Origin of the sequence: Gordonia sp. VNK1, from assembly GCF_040049135.1 — a bacterium.
GTDB classification, from domain to species: domain Bacteria; phylum Actinomycetota; class Actinomycetes; order Mycobacteriales; family Mycobacteriaceae; genus Gordonia; species Gordonia oleivorans.
This window is the reverse complement of sequence record NZ_JBDZDJ010000021.1, coordinates 1-16,393: the sequence shown is the minus strand read 5'-3', so window position 1 is coordinate 16,393 and position 16,393 is coordinate 1. Positions and strand designations below refer to the sequence as shown.

The 16,393-nt window shown below is 66.1% G+C and carries 18 protein-coding genes and 2 pseudogenes; 10 read left to right on the top strand and 10 right to left on the bottom strand.

The features are described from left to right. Positions 1–97: 97 nt before the first annotated feature. From ABLE94_RS20725 to ABLE94_RS20715, 3 genes are read right to left on the bottom strand one after another with little or no spacing between them, the layout of a single operon-like run. Positions 98–1,240, bottom strand: coding sequence for a DUF3560 domain-containing protein (locus ABLE94_RS20725; RefSeq protein WP_348806904.1), 1,143 nt, complete (start codon positions 1,238–1,240; stop codon positions 98–100). A 45-nt stretch (positions 1,241–1,285) separates the two neighbouring features. After that, positions 1,286–1,723 carry a hypothetical protein gene (locus tag ABLE94_RS20720; protein ID WP_348806905.1) on the bottom strand — a complete coding sequence of 146 codons (438 nt, stop codon included), beginning with the start codon at positions 1,721–1,723 and terminating at the stop codon, positions 1,286–1,288. A gap of 38 nt (positions 1,724–1,761) precedes the next feature. Beyond that, positions 1,762–1,914: a hypothetical protein gene (locus ABLE94_RS20715; RefSeq protein ID WP_348806906.1), complete on the bottom strand. Its 153-nt coding sequence runs from the start codon at positions 1,912–1,914 to the stop codon at positions 1,762–1,764. Positions 1,915–2,347: 433 nt separating this feature from the next. Between ABLE94_RS20715 and ABLE94_RS20710 the strand changes: the two genes are divergently transcribed. After that, the gene (locus ABLE94_RS20710; RefSeq protein WP_348806907.1) at positions 2,348–3,160 is read left to right on the top strand and encodes a hypothetical protein; all 813 of its coding nucleotides are present in this window, start codon (positions 2,348–2,350) and stop codon (positions 3,158–3,160) included. Here ABLE94_RS20710 and ABLE94_RS20705 read toward each other — a convergent pair. Next, positions 3,157–3,414 (bottom strand): hypothetical protein, encoded by a 258-nt coding sequence (locus ABLE94_RS20705; protein ID WP_348806908.1) that lies wholly within the window; start codon positions 3,412–3,414, stop codon positions 3,157–3,159. The genes ABLE94_RS20710 and ABLE94_RS20705 overlap by 4 nt on opposite strands. Positions 3,415–3,586: 172 nt before the next feature. After that, on the bottom strand, positions 3,587–4,528 hold the full coding sequence (locus tag ABLE94_RS20700) for an ArdC-like ssDNA-binding domain-containing protein (protein WP_348809725.1): 942 nt from the start codon (positions 4,526–4,528) through the stop codon (positions 3,587–3,589). A gap of 313 nt (positions 4,529–4,841) precedes the next feature. Here ABLE94_RS20700 and ABLE94_RS20695 point away from each other — a divergent pair, with 313 nt between their 5' ends. Further along, the gene (locus tag ABLE94_RS20695) at positions 4,842–5,228 is read left to right on the top strand and encodes a hypothetical protein (protein ID WP_348807641.1); all 387 of its coding nucleotides are present in this window, start codon (positions 4,842–4,844) and stop codon (positions 5,226–5,228) included. Between the two features lie 55 nt (positions 5,229–5,283). Here the strand turns inward: ABLE94_RS20695 and ABLE94_RS20690 are convergent, their stop codons facing one another. From ABLE94_RS20690 to ABLE94_RS20670, 5 genes are all read right to left on the bottom strand, one after another. Further along, on the bottom strand, positions 5,284–5,655 hold the full coding sequence (locus tag ABLE94_RS20690; protein WP_348807642.1) for a hypothetical protein: 372 nt from the start codon (positions 5,653–5,655) through the stop codon (positions 5,284–5,286). 381 nt (positions 5,656–6,036) lie between these two features. After that, positions 6,037–6,396 carry a hypothetical protein gene (locus ABLE94_RS20685; protein ID WP_182155034.1) on the bottom strand — a complete coding sequence of 120 codons (360 nt, stop codon included), beginning with the start codon at positions 6,394–6,396 and terminating at the stop codon, positions 6,037–6,039. A gap of 86 nt (positions 6,397–6,482) precedes the next feature. Then, entirely contained in the window at positions 6,483–8,078 is a 1,596-nt protein-coding gene (locus ABLE94_RS20680; protein WP_182155036.1) for a ParB/Srx family N-terminal domain-containing protein, read from the bottom strand. A gap of 99 nt (positions 8,079–8,177) precedes the next feature. After that, entirely contained in the window at positions 8,178–8,456 is a 279-nt protein-coding gene (locus ABLE94_RS20675) for a hypothetical protein (protein WP_068970855.1), read from the bottom strand. A gap of 31 nt (positions 8,457–8,487) precedes the next feature. Continuing rightward, positions 8,488–8,718: a hypothetical protein gene (locus ABLE94_RS20670; protein WP_068970854.1), complete on the bottom strand. Its 231-nt coding sequence runs from the start codon at positions 8,716–8,718 to the stop codon at positions 8,488–8,490. 605 nt (positions 8,719–9,323) lie between these two features. Here ABLE94_RS20670 and ABLE94_RS20665 point away from each other — a divergent pair. The 8 genes and pseudogenes from ABLE94_RS20665 to ABLE94_RS20625 form a co-directional block, all read left to right on the top strand. Then, a pseudogene (locus ABLE94_RS20665) lies at positions 9,324–9,626 on the top strand (transposase); the annotation flags it as partial. Positions 9,627–10,463: 837 nt separating this feature from the next. Further along, positions 10,464–11,188: pseudogene (locus ABLE94_RS26535) on the top strand (reverse transcriptase domain-containing protein); the annotation flags it as partial. Between the two features lie 133 nt (positions 11,189–11,321). Then, entirely contained in the window at positions 11,322–11,759 is a 438-nt protein-coding gene (locus ABLE94_RS26530) for a group II intron maturase-specific domain-containing protein (protein ID WP_348809752.1), read from the top strand. A 103-nt stretch (positions 11,760–11,862) separates the two neighbouring features. Then, on the top strand, positions 11,863–12,573 hold the full coding sequence (locus ABLE94_RS20645; RefSeq protein WP_348807645.1) for an IS3 family transposase: 711 nt from the start codon (positions 11,863–11,865) through the stop codon (positions 12,571–12,573). Positions 12,574–12,658: 85 nt separating this feature from the next. Continuing rightward, the gene (locus ABLE94_RS20640) at positions 12,659–13,741 is read left to right on the top strand and encodes a tyrosine-type recombinase/integrase (protein WP_240862866.1); all 1,083 of its coding nucleotides are present in this window, start codon (positions 12,659–12,661) and stop codon (positions 13,739–13,741) included. Continuing rightward, entirely contained in the window at positions 13,707–15,626 is a 1,920-nt protein-coding gene (locus ABLE94_RS20635) for a tyrosine-type recombinase/integrase (RefSeq protein ID WP_348807655.1), read from the top strand. Before ABLE94_RS20640 ends, ABLE94_RS20635 begins: the two co-directional genes overlap by 35 nt. Further along, a complete protein-coding gene (locus ABLE94_RS20630) occupies positions 15,623–15,925 on the top strand; it encodes a DUF6262 family protein (protein WP_240862873.1) in 303 nt (100 codons plus the stop codon). The genes ABLE94_RS20635 and ABLE94_RS20630 overlap by 4 nt, the downstream gene beginning before the upstream one ends. Before the next feature lie 15 nt (positions 15,926–15,940). After that, positions 15,941–16,243, top strand: coding sequence for an integrase core domain-containing protein (locus tag ABLE94_RS20625; protein ID WP_348809724.1), 303 nt, complete (start codon positions 15,941–15,943; stop codon positions 16,241–16,243). Positions 16,244–16,393 lie beyond the last annotated feature (150 nt).

The window sequence follows — 16,393 nt, the reverse complement described above, 5'->3', positions numbered from 1 at the left end:
TAGTGCTGACCACCGGGGCTGAGGTTGCAGTAAAGAGTGCGTCCTTGCGCATCGGCGGCTGGCACCTCGCGATCTAGGACACGGCCACAGCTCGAATTCACTGAGACCGCCAGCCAGGGCACCGCTGACGCAATTCGTATGCGGGGGCGCGGAGCGCCCTGCGGTGTTTCGGGTTCGATGCCCGAAGCACCGGACCCGCCCCGCCTGCGCGGGATGGGTCCGGCCGCGAGTCAGGCGTGGCCGCCTCCTCGGTGGTGTCGGTGGTCTCGCTGCGGGGGCGGTGGTCTTGGATTTCGGGGTAGGGCACGGTGTGGCGGATCAGGCGGCCGCCGAACGGCGCCGGCGTCTCAACGCTGACGGTCTTCTTGTTGGTGCGTAGCACGGGCGTCCATCCGTGGTGGCGGATCTTGACGAGGTCACCGGCGGTGATGGTGTCGGGGCTGCAGTCGCCGGTCTTGCCGTCGGCGATCTGGGCGGCGCGAACGCCTTTCCAGTGGGTGATGTTCGCGGCGCGTTCGGCCATGCGGGCGATGAGGCGTTCGCGGTATTCGCCGGTCGCGGCGGTGGTCTTCTCCACGTGTTTGACGCCTCGGCCGTCGGTGAACAGGGTTCGGGTGTGTCCATCGAGGGCGCGTTGATCGGCGCGCTGCTCGGCTTCGAGCTTGTCGATGCGGTTCGCCACGGTGACCGGGTTGTAGCGCAGTTCGGTGGTGCGGGAGGCGGCTTCGGCGCGCTGGGCAGCATGGTCGGCCTCGCGGTCGGCGGCCACGGCTTTACCGAGCGCGTTGTGCGCGCAGTCGATCGCGCGGCGGTGCCGGCCCTCGCTGTGATGGCCGACCTTGACCGGCTCGCCTCCCGGGGGCAGCGCGGCCGTGGCGCGCTGTTCGGCGGTCCATGCAGCCTCGGCGTCGGCGGCGCGGCGGTCGGCCTTGTTCTCGAGTGCGGCGACCCGGTCGGCTTGACGGGCGGCGCGGTCGGCTTCGACCTGGGCGGGGTCGCGGTGGGTGCGGTCAATCTCGACGGTGACGGTATGGCCGGCCTCGTCGAGGGCGCGGGCGGCGCGGTTGATCTTGTACTCGTTGGGCTGGCGGTCACGGCTGGACTGGATCCCCATCAGCCCGAGCGAGCGGAACCAGTGAAACCCGTTGGCTTTCAAGATTTCATAGGTGCCATCGCCTCGAACCATGCCGTCGGCGAGGGTGCCGTCGGCGGCGGTGTGGGTGATCGTGATCTCGGTCATGGGGTTAGGAGTCCTTTCCTCGGTGGTTGGGTGTGGTGGGCGTGGTCAGCGGTGCAGGGCGAAGTCGTGGACTTTCACCTGGCGGGGGGCGTCGATGCCGTCCAGGTCGGGCAGGGTGGCGGTGCGGTGTCCGGCGGCGTGGCGGCCGGTGAGGGTGAAACCGTGCTCACCGGGGGTGACCGGGGCGAGGTACCAGCTGGTGCCGGACGGGCTGCCGAGCAGACCGGGCACGTACTTGGTGTGAGACGTGCCGGTGTGGGCGTTGACGGTGGTCACCTCGGTTGCCCAGGTCACCGACACGAGCGCGAACAGCGGCGCGTCGAGGTCAGTGACCGGCTCACTGGTGCCGGTGGTGAGTGGTTCGACCGGCGTGCCGGGGCCGGGGTGTCCGGGGAAGGCGTCGACGCGGCCGATGATGTGGGCGAGGGCGCCGTCGCTGAGGGTCGTGGGGATGGTGGTCAGTGCGGCGCGGCTGGTGGTCATGGTGTTGTGCTCCTTCGCGTTTGGGTGTGCGGGGTTGGTCAGTGGTGAGTGTGGAGGTCGCGGCGGGCGGCGGCGCGGTCCTGGCGGTTGGCTTGGCGCTTGGCGGCGCGGATGGTGTGGCGGTTCTGGTGGGTGCGGCTGGTGTTGGTGAAGACGTCGCGCTGGGTGCCGTTGCGGGTCGGGCGTGCCATCGTGGGTTCCTCCTGCGGCCGGGTGGTTTGTTTGACACCTGCCATCTCGTCGCCGGCGGGAGGTCGGTGCAAGGGTGTTCACAGCGAAAAAGTCATCCGGGGCGCAGCCCTGTAACCCGTAGGGCGGATTAGTTTTTCGCGGCCCTTGTCGCCGGGCCGACCAGAGGTACGAGAATGGAAGGGGGCAACAAACCCCTGCCCGTGCGGCGAAGCCGCACACTCCTGGTTCCGGGACGCAGTCCCGGTCCTGTCAGGGTGGCGCAGCCGAGAGCGAAGAGGTGCCGCACAGTCGTACTGCCAGCAGTCAGGCTCGACGCGACCACACCGGACGCACGTGGCAGGGAGGTGATTGTGCGGGAGCGACGCGGGTCCGGGAGGGCTTGGTGTCGCGGCAGCACTAGTAGTTGCGGTCTGTGTTCGTCATACTCTCCACATGCCGCTCACCTGGGGAGATTGGCTTCGCTTCATTGTGACGCCTCTAGTTATCGCCGCAATTACCGCCATTGTTGCGACCCGAAATGCCAAAAAGACACCGCATGAGCGCCTAAAGAATCTCGTAGAAATTCACAAGAACATGCCAGCTGGATTGGATTTAGAGAACGTCGTGGAAGGCGCGATCGCTCGCGAGCTTGTCGACTTCGACCGTCGGCTGGCGGCCGATCAGCGAGGACTCTGGGCGGGTATAAGGGAACGGTTAGCGCAGCTACGCAGCGAAACTGTTGTCACGGTGATCGGCGGCGTAGGAGCCCTTGCGGCGTACGCCACCGGCCTGATGGAGCAGGTTGATTCGTGGGGCACCGCGATCATTGGACTGACCACGATTCTAGTCTCGTCGATCGGACTCTTCGCGGCCGTTCGCGCAAGCTTGAAAAGTGAGCGGTCTTCGTTGAATAGCGACCGCGCTACGGCGGAGATTAAGGCGCATTTTCCACGGCTGTTACTGCAAGAAGTCTCAAGAGACGGGGAATTGTCTATTTCATCGGGTGACTATCGGCTCAAATTGGCCGAGAGACTGGCGGATATGGGCATATTCGAGAAGGTGATTGTCCCGCGGGAGCCAGTCGCTAAGGAGCAGCTGTTCACGTTTGTTCTGACGGAGGATGGGAAGCGGGTGTGGAACTCAGCGTTTGCTGACCTGGAGCGTGAGCACCTCGCGCATTGGGAGGACATCGCGGCGGAGAACAGGCAGGAAGAGGGGGACGACGACCCCGGGCGCGAAGCGCCCGGGGTCGTCGTCCCGGGCTAGGCCGTGCCGTAGATGGGTGCGGTGGTGAGGATGAGGCATTCGCGGTTGTCGTCGTCGGCGACGATGATGGCGTGGCGGTGGGTGAGGAGTTCGGCGAGTCCGAGTGCCCAGTCGCTCATTTTGAGGTCGAGCATGTTGGCGATGTCGATGAGTGCCGGCAGGTTGTCGGCGCTGACGCTGTCGAGGACGTTGGTGGCTCGGATGATCTCGCGGGCGGCCGGGGTGACGTCGATGTTGGTGATGGTCCAGGCCATGGTGACTCCTTCGTTGTGTGGTCCGCCCGGTGTTGGGTCGACGTGCGCGCTGCTGTGGTGACCACCCCCCTGAGTAGGTCTTTGACTCCCGGTGGTGATGCTGTGCGGCCGCCAGGCCGCTCCGTCGTGCCTCCCGGCCGGGGCCGCCGAGCGGGCGGCCCCGACGCTGGGTTTAGGCGGCGTCTTCGGTGTCGGTGAGGGTGTCGGGGTCGAGTGCTGCGGCGATCTGGCGGGCGGTGGCCAGGACGCGGGCGGCGGTGTCGACGATGATGTCGGTGTTGCCTTCGGACCATCCGGCGATGTAGCCGATGCTGTAATCGCTGGTGTCGACTCCGAGCATTCCGGCGGCGACGTAGGCGACGGATTCGGCTTCGACTTCGCAGCGGCCGCGGTGGGCGATGTAGTCGGCGGTGTCGATGTCGGCGTGCATGAGGGCGTGGGCGGTCTCGTGTAGCGCGGTCTTGGCGGCCTGGGCGGCGGTGAGGTCGGCGGCGATGACGATGCGGCGGGTTCCGTCGGTGGTGGTGTAGCCGTTCGTGCCGGTCTCGGGGATCTGTTCGCGGCTGACGGTCCAGCCCTGGGCGGTGATGTAGTCGACGGTGCGGCTGTAGATGTCGGCGGGGTCGTCACCGATGAGGGTGTGGGCGGGGCTGGCGAGGTCGACCCAGACCCGGGCCTTGGGGTTCTTTTTGCGCATCCAGTCGGCGACCTCGGTGATGGGGTCGGTCTGGGCGATGTCGAACACGGACAGGATTGGGTAGGTGGCGACCTTGCGTTCGGTGTCGTCGCCGGTCTCGGGGTCGGTGTCAGTGATCTTGCGGGAACTGAAACCGCGGATCCGGATCGCCTTTTCTCCCTTGCGGACGTGGCGTCCGAGTTCGAGCCATTTGTTGTATCCGGCGACCTGGGAGGCGTCGGGGCGCTGGGCGATGATCAGTAACAGGTTGTTGAGGCTGTAGGCGTGGAACTTGGTGGCGTAGTCGAGGAACGCGGCCCACTCGCCGGTGTTGGTGAGCGCGGCGACTTTGTCGGTGATGGTGGCGTGCAGCTGCGTGGCGAGTTCGCGGCGTGCGGCGGCTCGGTCTTCGCGGCTAATGGTGGCGGTACGGGCCATGGTGGTTGCCTCCCTGCGGTGTGGGCCTCGGCGGGCCGGTGCTTTGCGTGACACCTGCCATGTCTTTGCCGGCGGGAGGTCGGGGCAAGGGTGTTCACAGCGACAAAGTTGCCCGGACCGAAGGTCTGAAACCCGTAGGGCGGGCCAGTTTTTCGCGGCCCTTGTCGCCGTGCCGACCAGAGGTAAGACAATGGTGGGGGTCAGCAAAGCAACCCCGATGCGGTTGGGTGGCGGCGTAGCCGCTTCCGATCAGGTGGCGGCGCAGCCGCCAGAGGCAGCACCGTCGGTGCGAGCGCCGGTTACCGTGACGGTTGTGGGTAGCCCAGCTGACGAATCGCTCGACGTCGACGACGACGAGTATCCGTTGTGCTCGTTCTGCGGTCGCGAGAGGCCGGTGTGGCTGCACGACTTGGACCCGGACAAGACGAGGTTCCGCAAGTACGGCAAGGGCCACACCCTGAGTACCTGGTGGGCGCTGTGTCAGGTGTGTGAGGACGCGTATCAGTCCGGGGACGAGGACCGGGCGGTGGGACGCATGATGGTGCTCGACAGCGAGTGGAACATCGACTGGCACATGGCCGAACGCACCGGGACCACCTTCGATCTTGTGGAGAGCGTTCGCAAGCCGTTGCGGGTGTGCCGTGCGGCCGATCGTGGTCGGCGCCGCATTCGCAGGCGCGGGGACACCGAGAACTCGTGACGGCACAAACGCCGAGCCGGGGCCGCCGTGGTGGCGACCCGGGCCCGCTGCCGGGTTAGGCGATCCAGCGTCCCGGGGTGATCTGGGTCTCGAGTCCGCCGAGCTTGGCGGCGAAGGCGGCGGCGTCGGCGAGGATGGGCCAGGGCTCGGTGAGTACCCGCTGCCAGGCGGCCCAGTCGGTGTCGTCGCCGATGATGGTGGCGGCCAGGTCGGGGTGGCGGCTCTCGGCGATCATCGTGGCGAGCTCGCGAGCTGCCCCGGCCCGGCGGGCCGTGGTTCGGCCGGCGGCGATGAGGTGCAGGCCGGCGTCGTGGATGGGGTCGGCGGTCTCGGGGTTGGTGGCGACGAGGTCGGCGGCGGCCCAGAGCAGATCGGCGGGGCTGCCGACGGCCGCGGCGGTGTCCACGGTGTGAGCGATGTAATCCATGAGGAGGTCCCTTCGTTGTGGTCCGGCCGGTGTGGCGGACGTCGAGAGACCTGTGCTGACCGGACGAGGGTGGGCTGTCAACCCCGGAGAGGCAGGCGCGCCGGAAGCCACTTTCGGTTGCGAGCGCAGCGAGTGCGGGTTACCGAAAGTGGTTGGAGCGCACGGGCGGAGCGTAGCGGAGAACGGGCGATAGCCGCCTGGTGTGGGTTGACAGTTCGGGCCCCCGGTCGGTCACACTTGGTCGACGTGCGCGCGCAATAGGTGACCACCCACCTGACTGGGAATCTCCCCGGGTCGGGGGCGCAGCGCAGCGGAGCCACCGGGCCGGGACAATGCTGTGCGGCCGTCAGGTCGCTCCGCTGTGCCCCTCGGGCTGGTCGGTCAGCCGGTGGTCGTGCGGCAGGTTCGGCATTCCCACTGCCCGTTAATGAGGGCGCACTTTCGGCGTTCCTCGCACAGCCAGCAGGTTTGTCCGGGCTTCTCCTGTTCGTCGGCCTGGATCGCGCGGTGTTGCTCGGCGGCGGCGTCGATGCGTAGTTGTTCCTGGGCGCGGTAGGCCAGGGCGACGTCGTGGTCGCGGGCGGTTTGGACGTCGGCGGTCATCGGCTGGCCGCCGGGGTTGTGGCGCAGGAAGGGGCCGAAGTCGCGGCGGCACTGTCCGCAGGGGTGGCCTTGGGTGTCGGTGGGGTTGGCGCAGCCTGGGAGGGCGCAGCGGGGGAGCAGTTCGCCGGTGATGGTCACGATGTTTCCTCGAGGTGGCGGGTGTGAGCGTGGCCGGGGGCGGTGGGCCGCGACCGTGAAGGTTCGCGGCCCACCGCACAGCTGGTCTAGTCGAGTGGCACGTCGGCTGCCTGCTTGTCACCGGCGATGACCTGCTCGACGTCGGAGAGGGTGTAGCCGGTCACCTCCACGAGGAAGTGCAGGTAGCCAGCGCGGGCGCTGACCTGGCTGCCGCCGAGGTAGTGGCGGTCACCGACGTTGCGCCAGGCGTCTTTCCACATGTGCGCTTCCCGCGATGCCAGGGCGATGCCGAGTCCGATGATCTGGGCGCGGTCGGCGGTGGTGGCCTGCTCGATCAATTCGGCGGGGTCGCCGCCGAGGATCGTGGCCGCGATCTCGGCGGCGTTGCCCTGGCTGCTGTTCGCGCCGAACATGTCGTGATGGGCGCGCATCGCGGTCGCGATGAATTTCGCGACCGTCGGGGCGCTGCCCTTGGGCAGGGTCTTGCGGGCCAGCCATGCGGTCAGCTTCTCGATCCGCACCTCGCGGGCGGTGAGGCTGGCGGCGTTGAGGACCCGCACCCGGCGGCGTTCCTGCTTGCGTGCCTCCTTCTCAGCGGGGTCCTCCTCGGCGGGGGTGGTCGTGGCCGAGCTGGTCGCCGTGCTGCCGCTGTAGGTGCGGAAGCTCATCCCGAGGTCACGGAACTCGTTGACGTACCAGGTGGTTTCGATCGACCGGTTCTCGTGGCGGGTGAGGGCACGAGGGTCGTGCAATCCCTCGTCGGGCTGGGCGTCGGCGGGGGTGTCCTCCTCTGTGAGGTCCCAGTCGATCAGGTCCTCGTCGATGGTGTTGCCCTCGGCGTCGGTCCACCATTCGGTCACGTCGGCCCACACGTAGGCGAGGCGCTGGTCGGTTGGCACGTCGTCGACCTGTGCGGGCGTGCCGTCGGCGGTGACGAGGCGTTCCAGACGGGCGCGGGTGTGCCGGTAGTCGGGTTCGCGGGTGACGGTCTCGATGCCGTCGGCGGTGTAGATCGCGACCTGGGCCAGTACCTCGGCCCGCTGGTCGGCGTTGTCGGCCAACAGTTTGGCCTGATGCTCAAACACACCGGATGCGGCGGCGTCAAGGAGCCATTGCTGCGCTTCGGGGTCGTGGTCGTAGGCCGCGACGGTCGCGGACTGCTCCAACGTCAGCGCTGCGCCCCGCTCGATCAAATCCAGGGTCGTTTCGGACTTCGCCAGCGCGAGGGTGGCGTCCACGTCCTTCTTCTTCGTGCGAGTGGCCTTGGCGATCTTCGTCGCCGACATCCCGGCAAGCGCGAGTTGTTCGATTGCGGCCACGCGGTCACGGTTGCGGAGGCCTTCGCGCTCGAAACTGGCCAGCTGCTCCACGATTCGATCCACCGTCAGGGCCTTGTCGTCGGCGTCGGTCGCGACCGGGACCACGTAGACCGGAACGGTGGGAAGGGCGTTCTTACGCGCGGCCAGGGTCCGGCGCTGCCCGTCGCGCACCCGGACCTCGCCGTCGACCTCGACAGCGAGGATGGGTTGGCGCACGCCGTCGCGGATCGAATCGACGAACTCGGCGGTCAGGGTGGCCTCGGCCTCGGTGCGAATGTTGGTGTCGATGACCAGATCGGCCGGGTTGAGGTGGCGCAGCTCGCCCGTCGCGGTGACGGTCTCGGTGGTGGTGTTGTGTGTCATGGGGTTTCTCCCTTACTGTGGTGGGTGAGACCCCGGCCAGCTTGACCCTGGCCGGGTTTTCTTTTGTCCGCGTACCGGATTGCGACGCGGAAGCTTCTTTTACAGGTCGCCGATCTCTTCCCAGTGGGCGATCGCGTCGGCGGCGGCGAGGGCGGGGGACAGGTCGTTGTTGTATGCGTCTTTCCAGCCGAAATCGGGCAGGTCGCGGTGGCTGAATCCGTTGGTGCGTCTGCGGATTGCTCGGTCGACTCCGTACATCCACACGGCGAATTCGCGGTCGCCGTCGGCCTCGGTGAGGCGGTTCGGTTCGTGCTGGGCGATCTGGTCGGCGGCGGCGTCGACGTTGGCGGGGTCCTTGGTGGCGATCCAGGCGTTCATGTCGGTGGGTCCTTTCGGGTTGTTGTGCGGGTTAGTCGTGGGTGAAGGTGCGGCCTGCGCCGAGTTGGTCGATTCCGCAGCATTCGCAGAGCCAGTAGCCGGGTGGGTCGATGTCGTCGGCCTGGGTCAGGTAACCGTGATCGGCCATGAACGCCAGGACCTGGGCGGTGCTCTCGGTGTTGAGGGCGGTCATGTCTCCGTAGGCGACGGCGACCGCGCAGCTGTTGCACAGCTGGTAGGCGGTGGTGGTGGCGCTGGTCATGGTGACCCCTCCCGTTGTGAGTGCTGGTTTGCGTTTGCACTGGCCATCTCTTTGCCGGAGGGAGTGGGCTGCAAGGGAGGAAGTGAAAAAGTCATCCGGGCCGTAGGCCTGCAAACCCGTAGGGCGGGTTAGTTTTTCACGCCCTTGCGGGCCGCGAGTGGAGGTAAGAGAATGCGGCAGGGCAACGCAAACCAACTCAGCCCGAAGGGCTCAGGGCGCGGCGTAGCCGCTCCGATGAGGTGACGGCGCAGCCGGCAGACAAACCGCAACCGGTCGGGGCCGGCGACCTCGTCTCGGGAGGTCGGGCACACCGGACGCACAAGGCAGTCGGGGTGATTGTGCGGGAGCGACGCGGGCCGCGGTAGGGCTCGGTGTCGCGGCAGCACAACGTCGTCTTTGAAAGTGGGCGCATCTCGTGGCGCTCACGCCCTCGTGGTGGGTGCGGCGGCGGATGCCGAGTCGATCAGTACTGACGTAGAAGACACGGCGGGTGGCCTCGAAGCTCAGTGCGGATACCTGGCCTACCCAGACTCCGATGAGATCGTGACACCGGACGGCAAAGTGAACCGCCCCGGGTTTGTCGGAGGCTCTCGAATCTGTGAAGGATGGAGAGCATGGCAGCACCACGGAAGTACAGCGTTGAGCTGAAGGAGCGGGCGACGCGGATGGCGGTGGAGGCCCGCAAGGACCCAGCCACGCGACCAGGGGCGCTCAAACGGATCGGCGATCAACTCGGTGTGCACCCGGAGGCGCTTCGCACCTGGGTCAAGCAGGCCGAGATCGATGGCGGGGACCGCCCGGGGACCACGACCAGCGAGGCTGAGCGGATCGCGCAGCTGGAACGGGAGAACCGGGAGTTGCGGCGGGCGAACACCATCTTGAAGCAGGCATCGGCTTTCTTTGCGGCGGAGATGTGCGCCACGAGGCGCTGGGTATATCGAGAGGTGGTGAGAGACCGTCTCTTTTGGGTCGTCGCAGCGGCCTGATGAAGCTGGGGGCAGCCTGATCCGGGGAGCGCCGGGAAGGGTGGCAAGCGGCCCCGACAAAGGCGAGTCGTGCTGGTACTGCCAGACGGTGCGGGCTCGTCGAGCAAGGTCAGAAGGTACAGCGTGAGCGAACCAGTGATGGACGCCCCGTAACCGCGAAGCCGGCTCCAACCTGGCGGATCTGGGCCGGTCTGCAGTGCTCGACATCCTCTATCTCCGAGGGTTTCGTCTCCGAGGCCGTGTATTTCGGGCGGTGAGGAGGCCACGGTGAAGGTCTGCGGCGTAGCCGTGGCGATGCTGCCGGGGTAAAGCTGGGTGCCTCCCTGACCGATCGATTTCCTGGTGAACGTGGGAACCGACCTGTGTGTGGCCCGTCGTGGCGAGCATCCGGCTCGTCGTGGTGGAAGGCCCGTGTCCGGCTGACAGGTGCAGGTTGGGGCAGAGGTCTCGTAGTAGTCGCGGGTGGTGACGTGCCCGTCTCGGCGGCCGTGAGAGACGGCTACAGGGCGAAGGGGACCAGCGAAAGACGCAGTGGCAGTAGTGGAATGTCAGGAGGAGTGGTCGACGGTGAATACCGACGAACTGGAGTCCGCGCTGGTGCAGGCGGAACGCCGGGTACTGAAGATCCAGACCAAACTGCATCGTTGGGCACGCGATGATCCGCATCGCAGGTTCGACGATCTGTTCAATGTTGTTGCCGATCGCGCGTTTCTGTTGGTGGCGTGGAATCGGGTGAGCGGGAACAAGGGTGCCGCAACTGCTGGGGTGGATGGGCGTACCGCGTCCAGCGTCGCGCAGGTGCAGGGCGTTGAGGAGTTCCTTGACGGATTGCGGTCTGGTCTGAAGGACCGCAGTTTCCGGCCGGTGCCGGTCCGTGAGCGGATGATCCCCAAGAGTGGCGGTAAGTTGCGCCGACTGGGTATCCCCACGATCGCTGACCGGGTGGTCCAGGCATCGTTGAAGCTGGTGTTGGAGCCGATCTTCGAAGCGGATCTTCTGCCGTGTTCTTACGGGTTCCGTCCGAAGCGCCGGGCTCATGACGCGGTGGCCGAGGTGCGTACCTCGCGACCCGACCTCGCTGTTACGAGTGGGTTGTTGAGGGAGACATCAAGGCATGTTTCGACGAGATCGACCACACGGCCCTGATGGGCCGGGTGCGTCGACGTGTCGGCGACAAACGCGTCCTGGCCGTGGTGAAGGCATTTCTGAAGGCGGGCATCCTCACCGAGGACAAGTTGCTGGAAGACACCACCGCCGGTACCCCGCAGGGTGGGATTCTCTCACCGCTGCTGGCGAATATCGCCTTGTCGGTGCTCGACGAGTACATCGCCGGGCTCGCGGGCGGGCCGAATACCGGCAAGGCCGAGCGGGCGGCACGCCTGCGCCACGGCCTGCCGAATTTCAAGCTCGTCCGCTACGCCGATGACTGGTGCCTGATGATTCGGGGCACCAGGGCCGATGCCGAGCAGTTCCGAGAGGACATCGCCGCCGTGCTGGCGACGATGGGGCTGCGTCTGTCACCGGACAAAACCCTGATCACCCACATCGGGCGACGGGTTGGATTTCCTCGGGTGGCGCATCCAGCGACATCGCAAACGAGGAACCAACCGGCACTACGTGTATGTCTATCCGTCCAAGAAGGCCGTGGTGGCCGCGTGCCGGAAGATCAAGACGTTGTGCAGACAGATCGGGGTCGGCCAACCGCTCGATGTCCTGTTACGCCGCGTGAACGCGAGTGTGCGGGGATGGGCGGGGTATTTCCGGGCCGGGGTGTCCTCGGCGGTCTTCTCGTACATCAGCCACTACCTGTGGCAGACGGTGTGGAGATGGTTACGCCGCAAACACCCGAAAACGACTTGGACGCAACTCCGCCGCCGCTATTGCGGCGGCGGATGGTGGCCCGCTGGGGAGGAACGGGAACTGATCGATCTGGAGAAGATCGGCACCACCCGATACCGCTACCGCGGTTCGGTGATCCCTTCACCCTGGCCAGAACCTGTCGACACGGTGAACGCCGATGCCACAACGGCTCTCGTGGAGAGCCCGGTGCATTGAAAGGTGCACGCCGGGTTCGGGAAGCGGTCCGGGGAGACGGAAATGCCGCAAGGCATTCACCGCGCCCCGGGCCGACTTTCATCGACCGCCCACAGCGTTGATCGTGGAGTTCGTCGCCGCTTTCCGCGACGAACACGGAGTCGATCCGATCTGCGCGGCCCTGCGCGACACGGCCGCCCAGATCGCTCCGTCCACAGTCCGAGCCCATCTGAGCTCTCGACGAGTCGAGGCGCCACGGGTGGTCCGTGACCGCGAGATCCTCGGTGAGATCCGCACCGTGCATGCCGACAATCTCGGCGTCTACGGTGCCCGCAAAGTCCACGCCGAACTACGCAGAAAGGGTATCGGCGTGGCCCGGTGCACCGTCGAGCGGTTGATGAAAGCTGATGGGCTGCAGGGGATAACGAGATCCAAGACGCGGAAGACCACGCACAGCGAGGGGGCCGAAACTCCGCAGCCGGCCGATCGTGTCGAACGGCAGTTCACCGCGGCGGCGCCCAACGCGCTGTGGGTGGCGGACCTGACCTACATCCGCACACACTCGGGGTGGGTGTATGCCGCGTTCATCCTCGACGTCTTCTCAAGGATGGTCGTGGGCTGGCAGGTCTCGACCACCATGCACACCGACCTCGCGCTCGACGCCTTGGATATGGGGTTGTGGGCGCGGTCGCGTGCCGGCCAGGGCGTGGCCGGGCTGATTCACCACTCCGACCGCGGAGTGCAGTATCGAGCCATCCGCTACACCGAACGTCTCGCCGAAGCAGACGCAGTGACTTCTGTTGGCTCCAAGGGTGATTGCCTGTTGACCGGCTAATCCGGAGCCCGGGGCTACGGTGAAACAGACACGCCGACAACGGAAGATACTTGACCGGGGTTGACGGTGGCGTTACACCTGTCTCATGACGGATCGGCAGTTGCTGCATCTGGAATCTGGCACTGAGGTTGCCTGGCAGTTGGCCGGTGACCATGCCGGAAGGTACGTGGTGGTCAATGATTACCTCGGCTATCTGGCCGACCGAAACTACTCGGCGCGCACGTTACGGGCCTACGGCTACGACCTGCTGGCGTTCTGCCGGTGGCTCGACGAGTCCGATATCACGTTGGAATCAGTAACCACGACAACGCTTCTCGACTTCATGCGGTTCTGCCGAGAGACGTCGATTCCGGGTCGTCCAGCAAATGTGTTGTCGATGACCGGGCAACGGCTCGATCGGTACTCACCGACCACGATCAATCATCGACTCGCGGCGCTGACGGGCTTGTTCACCTATCGCAGCATCACCGATCCTGACCTGGTCAATCCGGTCCCGAGTGGGCGTGAAGCACGCCGCGTCACCGCCGAAGAACGCAACGCCCTGCTCGGCCATCTGGTCAAGCCGAAGAGGCGGTCAGCGTTGCGGCTGCGCGAACCGCGTCGGCTACCCCGGGCACTGGATCGTCGTGAGACCGCAGATCTGGTGGCGAGCCTGCACACCTGGCGGGACCGGTCGTTGGCCGGGTTGATGTTGTTGTCGGGGTTACGCTCGTGCGAGTTGCTCACCCTGGAGGTGACCGATGTCGATATCGGCGCCCGCTGGGTACGGGTACTCGGCAAGGGCGGCAAGGAACGCCGGGTGCCGCTCGATGTCGAGGTGGCCGGCCTGATTCACACCTACGTCCTGACCGAGCGGCCCGAATCATCCAATACCCGTCTGTTTCTGGTGGCGAAGGGACCGCACCGGGGTCAGCCGTTGACCGCGGCTGGACTACGCACGATCTTCCGCTACCACCGCCTCAAATCCGGAGTGGCCGCCGGCCACCCACACGCACTGCGTCATACCTTCGGCACCGCGATGGCCGAAGCCGGAGTCGATCTGGCGGTGATGCAAGCGCTGCTCGGCCACGCTCACGTCGATACCACAGCCCGCTATATCCATTTGACCCCAACACATGTCAAGGCAGAGTTCGATGCAGCACGCACACGACTTCGCACCCAGACCTGAGACACCGGCAGAGGTCCAGACTGCCTACCTCGCCCATCTGCGGCGGCGTGGCCGCGGCAACCCGGCCTACACCCAAGCGGCACGCTCCTTCCTCAAGCGCTGGCCCACGGTCGCCGACTGGGCCGAGGAACCTCTCGAGAAACGCCTGGCCGCAAACTGCTCCACCCGCCCGTTCATCACGTTCTTGATGGTCAGCGGGCGCCTGGCACCCGGATACGATTATCTGGTGTACCGCAAACTCAGCAGTATCTGGCTGGAACTCGCGGTCAGTCCACTCAACGCTGACCTTCAGAGATTTGTCAGTGCGGCAAAGGAATTGGGATTCACCGACCGAGTCGCATCGGCGATCGCCTCACAAATCATCGCGCGGTTGCTCATCCAGTCCCAGCGCCCGTTGACCGACCTGTACGAGGACGACCTCGCCGACCTCCTGCACGCTTGCACACTGCGCGAAGAACACACCGGACGCGGCGCGAAACACTACCGCAGCACCCTGCACAGTGCCCGCCAGATCCTGTTCCATCTCGGCATCCTCGACTCCGAAGCACCACCGGCGACGACCGCACACAGCCTCGAGGATCGGATGGCCGAGGTGCCCACAGCACTGCGCCCGGCGTTCGTGGGCTACCTCAACCGCAAGTACGCCACCTGCGCGCCGAAGACCGTCAGCAGCATCGCGACCCGACTCGCGCACTTCGGCCGATTCCTGGCCGTCACCGACCCCGATCTGACCTCGCTGGCCCACCTCGATCGTCGACGCCATATCGAGCCGTATCTGGCGTCGTTGCCCACCACCCTCAACAGTGTCACCGGTGCACCCATCACCGTGGCCGACCGCATCCGACGCGTGCACGCGGTCGGCCATTTCCTGGCCGAGATCACCGAGTGGGGATGGGATGACGCGCCAGCGCGCAAGCTGATCTTCCGCAGCGACCTGCCTCGCCCGCAACGGTTTCTGCCACGCTATCTACCCGTAGATGCCGATCGCAAGCTTGCTGCAGCGCTGGCGGATTCGCCGTATCGTCTGGCCGCAGACGCCCTGCTGTTGGCGCGGGCGTGTGGGTTGCGGATCGGGGAACTGCTCGACCTCGAACTCGACTGCATCCACGAGATCCCGGGGCAAGGGTCGTGGCTGAAAGTGCCACTGGGCAAACTCGACTCCGAACGCATGGTACCCATCGACGACGAAGTCCTCACCCTCGTCGACCGCATCACCGCCACCCGCACTCACGGCCGGCCACTACGTCACCCCCGCACCGGAGCACCCGCCGACTTCTTGTTCACCCACCACGGAAAACGACTCTCCCAGAACGCACTACGCGCTGAGCTCAACCGGGCGGCAGCGACCGCCGGGCTCGACCACATCACCCCACATCAACTGCGCCACACCTATGCCACCGCCCTGATCAACGCCGGGGTTTCCCTACAAGCGCTCATGGCGCTGCTCGGACACGTCTCCACCCAGATGAGCCTGCGCTACGCGCACCTGTTCGACTCCACCGTCCGCACCGAATACGAACGAGCCCTCGACCTCGCCAAAAGCCAGATCGGCCCGCTCGCCGCCGACCGACCGCAACTACCGATCACCGACATCACCGGATCCGACTGGAAGCAGGCCCCGGCCATCAAATCGCGGCTGGCCGGCGGCTACTGCCTGCGGGCACCCGCCCAGGGAACCTGCCCGTATGCCAACATCTGTGAACATTGTCCCAGCTTCCACACCGACGCAACCCATCTCGGAGTCCTTGCCGCGCAACGCGTTGATGCGCAACAGCTCGCCGAGGATGCCCAGTCCCGCGGCTGGGTCGACGAGGCCCGCCGCCACCAACAACTCGTCGCCCGCCTCGACATCCTCATCGCCGAGGCCGGCACCGAGACCGCATGAGCAGCAAAGCGCTGGCCGAGGTTGAACGAACCTGCGCCGAACTCGCCGCCACAGGCCAACCCATCACCTTCACCGCAGTCGCTGCCCGCACCAAGATCGGTCGCGCGACCCTCTACCGCAACACCGAAATGCGCGCCGTCATCGACGAACACCGCACCCGACAGACCGACGCCCGCACACTCACCGGCCTCGCCACCGAAGTTGCGCACCTGCGAACGATCGTCGAGAGCCTCGCCGGCACCGTCGCCCAGCACGACGAACAACTCCGACGGCAACGCCGCAAACCAGATCGACAATGAACCATCGGCCGATCGTTGCCGCAGGCTCGACCACGATTAGCCGGTCAATCGTACGACAATGCGATGGCCGAGGCGTTCAACTCGTTGTTCAAGGCCGAGTGTATCCGTAACCCAGTCATGCGCCCTCGCGGTGGCTGGGGCGGTGTCGGCGAGGTCGAGATCGCCGTCGCCGAGTACATCGACTGGTTCAACCACCGCCGCCTGCACGGCGAGATCGGGCACGTCCCACCCGTCGAGTACGAGACCACCTACTGGTCGACCCACACAGTCACCAGCTACCGTGAGAACCCGGTCCCGGCAGTCGCTGGAACCAAGTAAACGAGCCCCCAGCAAACCCGGGGCGATTCGCCCCGGCCGTGCATGGTCGGAAGAACGTGCTGAGCGTCGACGAACTCCAGCCAGGCGGGGGCGCCTAGGTGTCTGCGTTGCCGTTCTTCCATTGTGGCCACGGGATGTTCCAATCGCCGA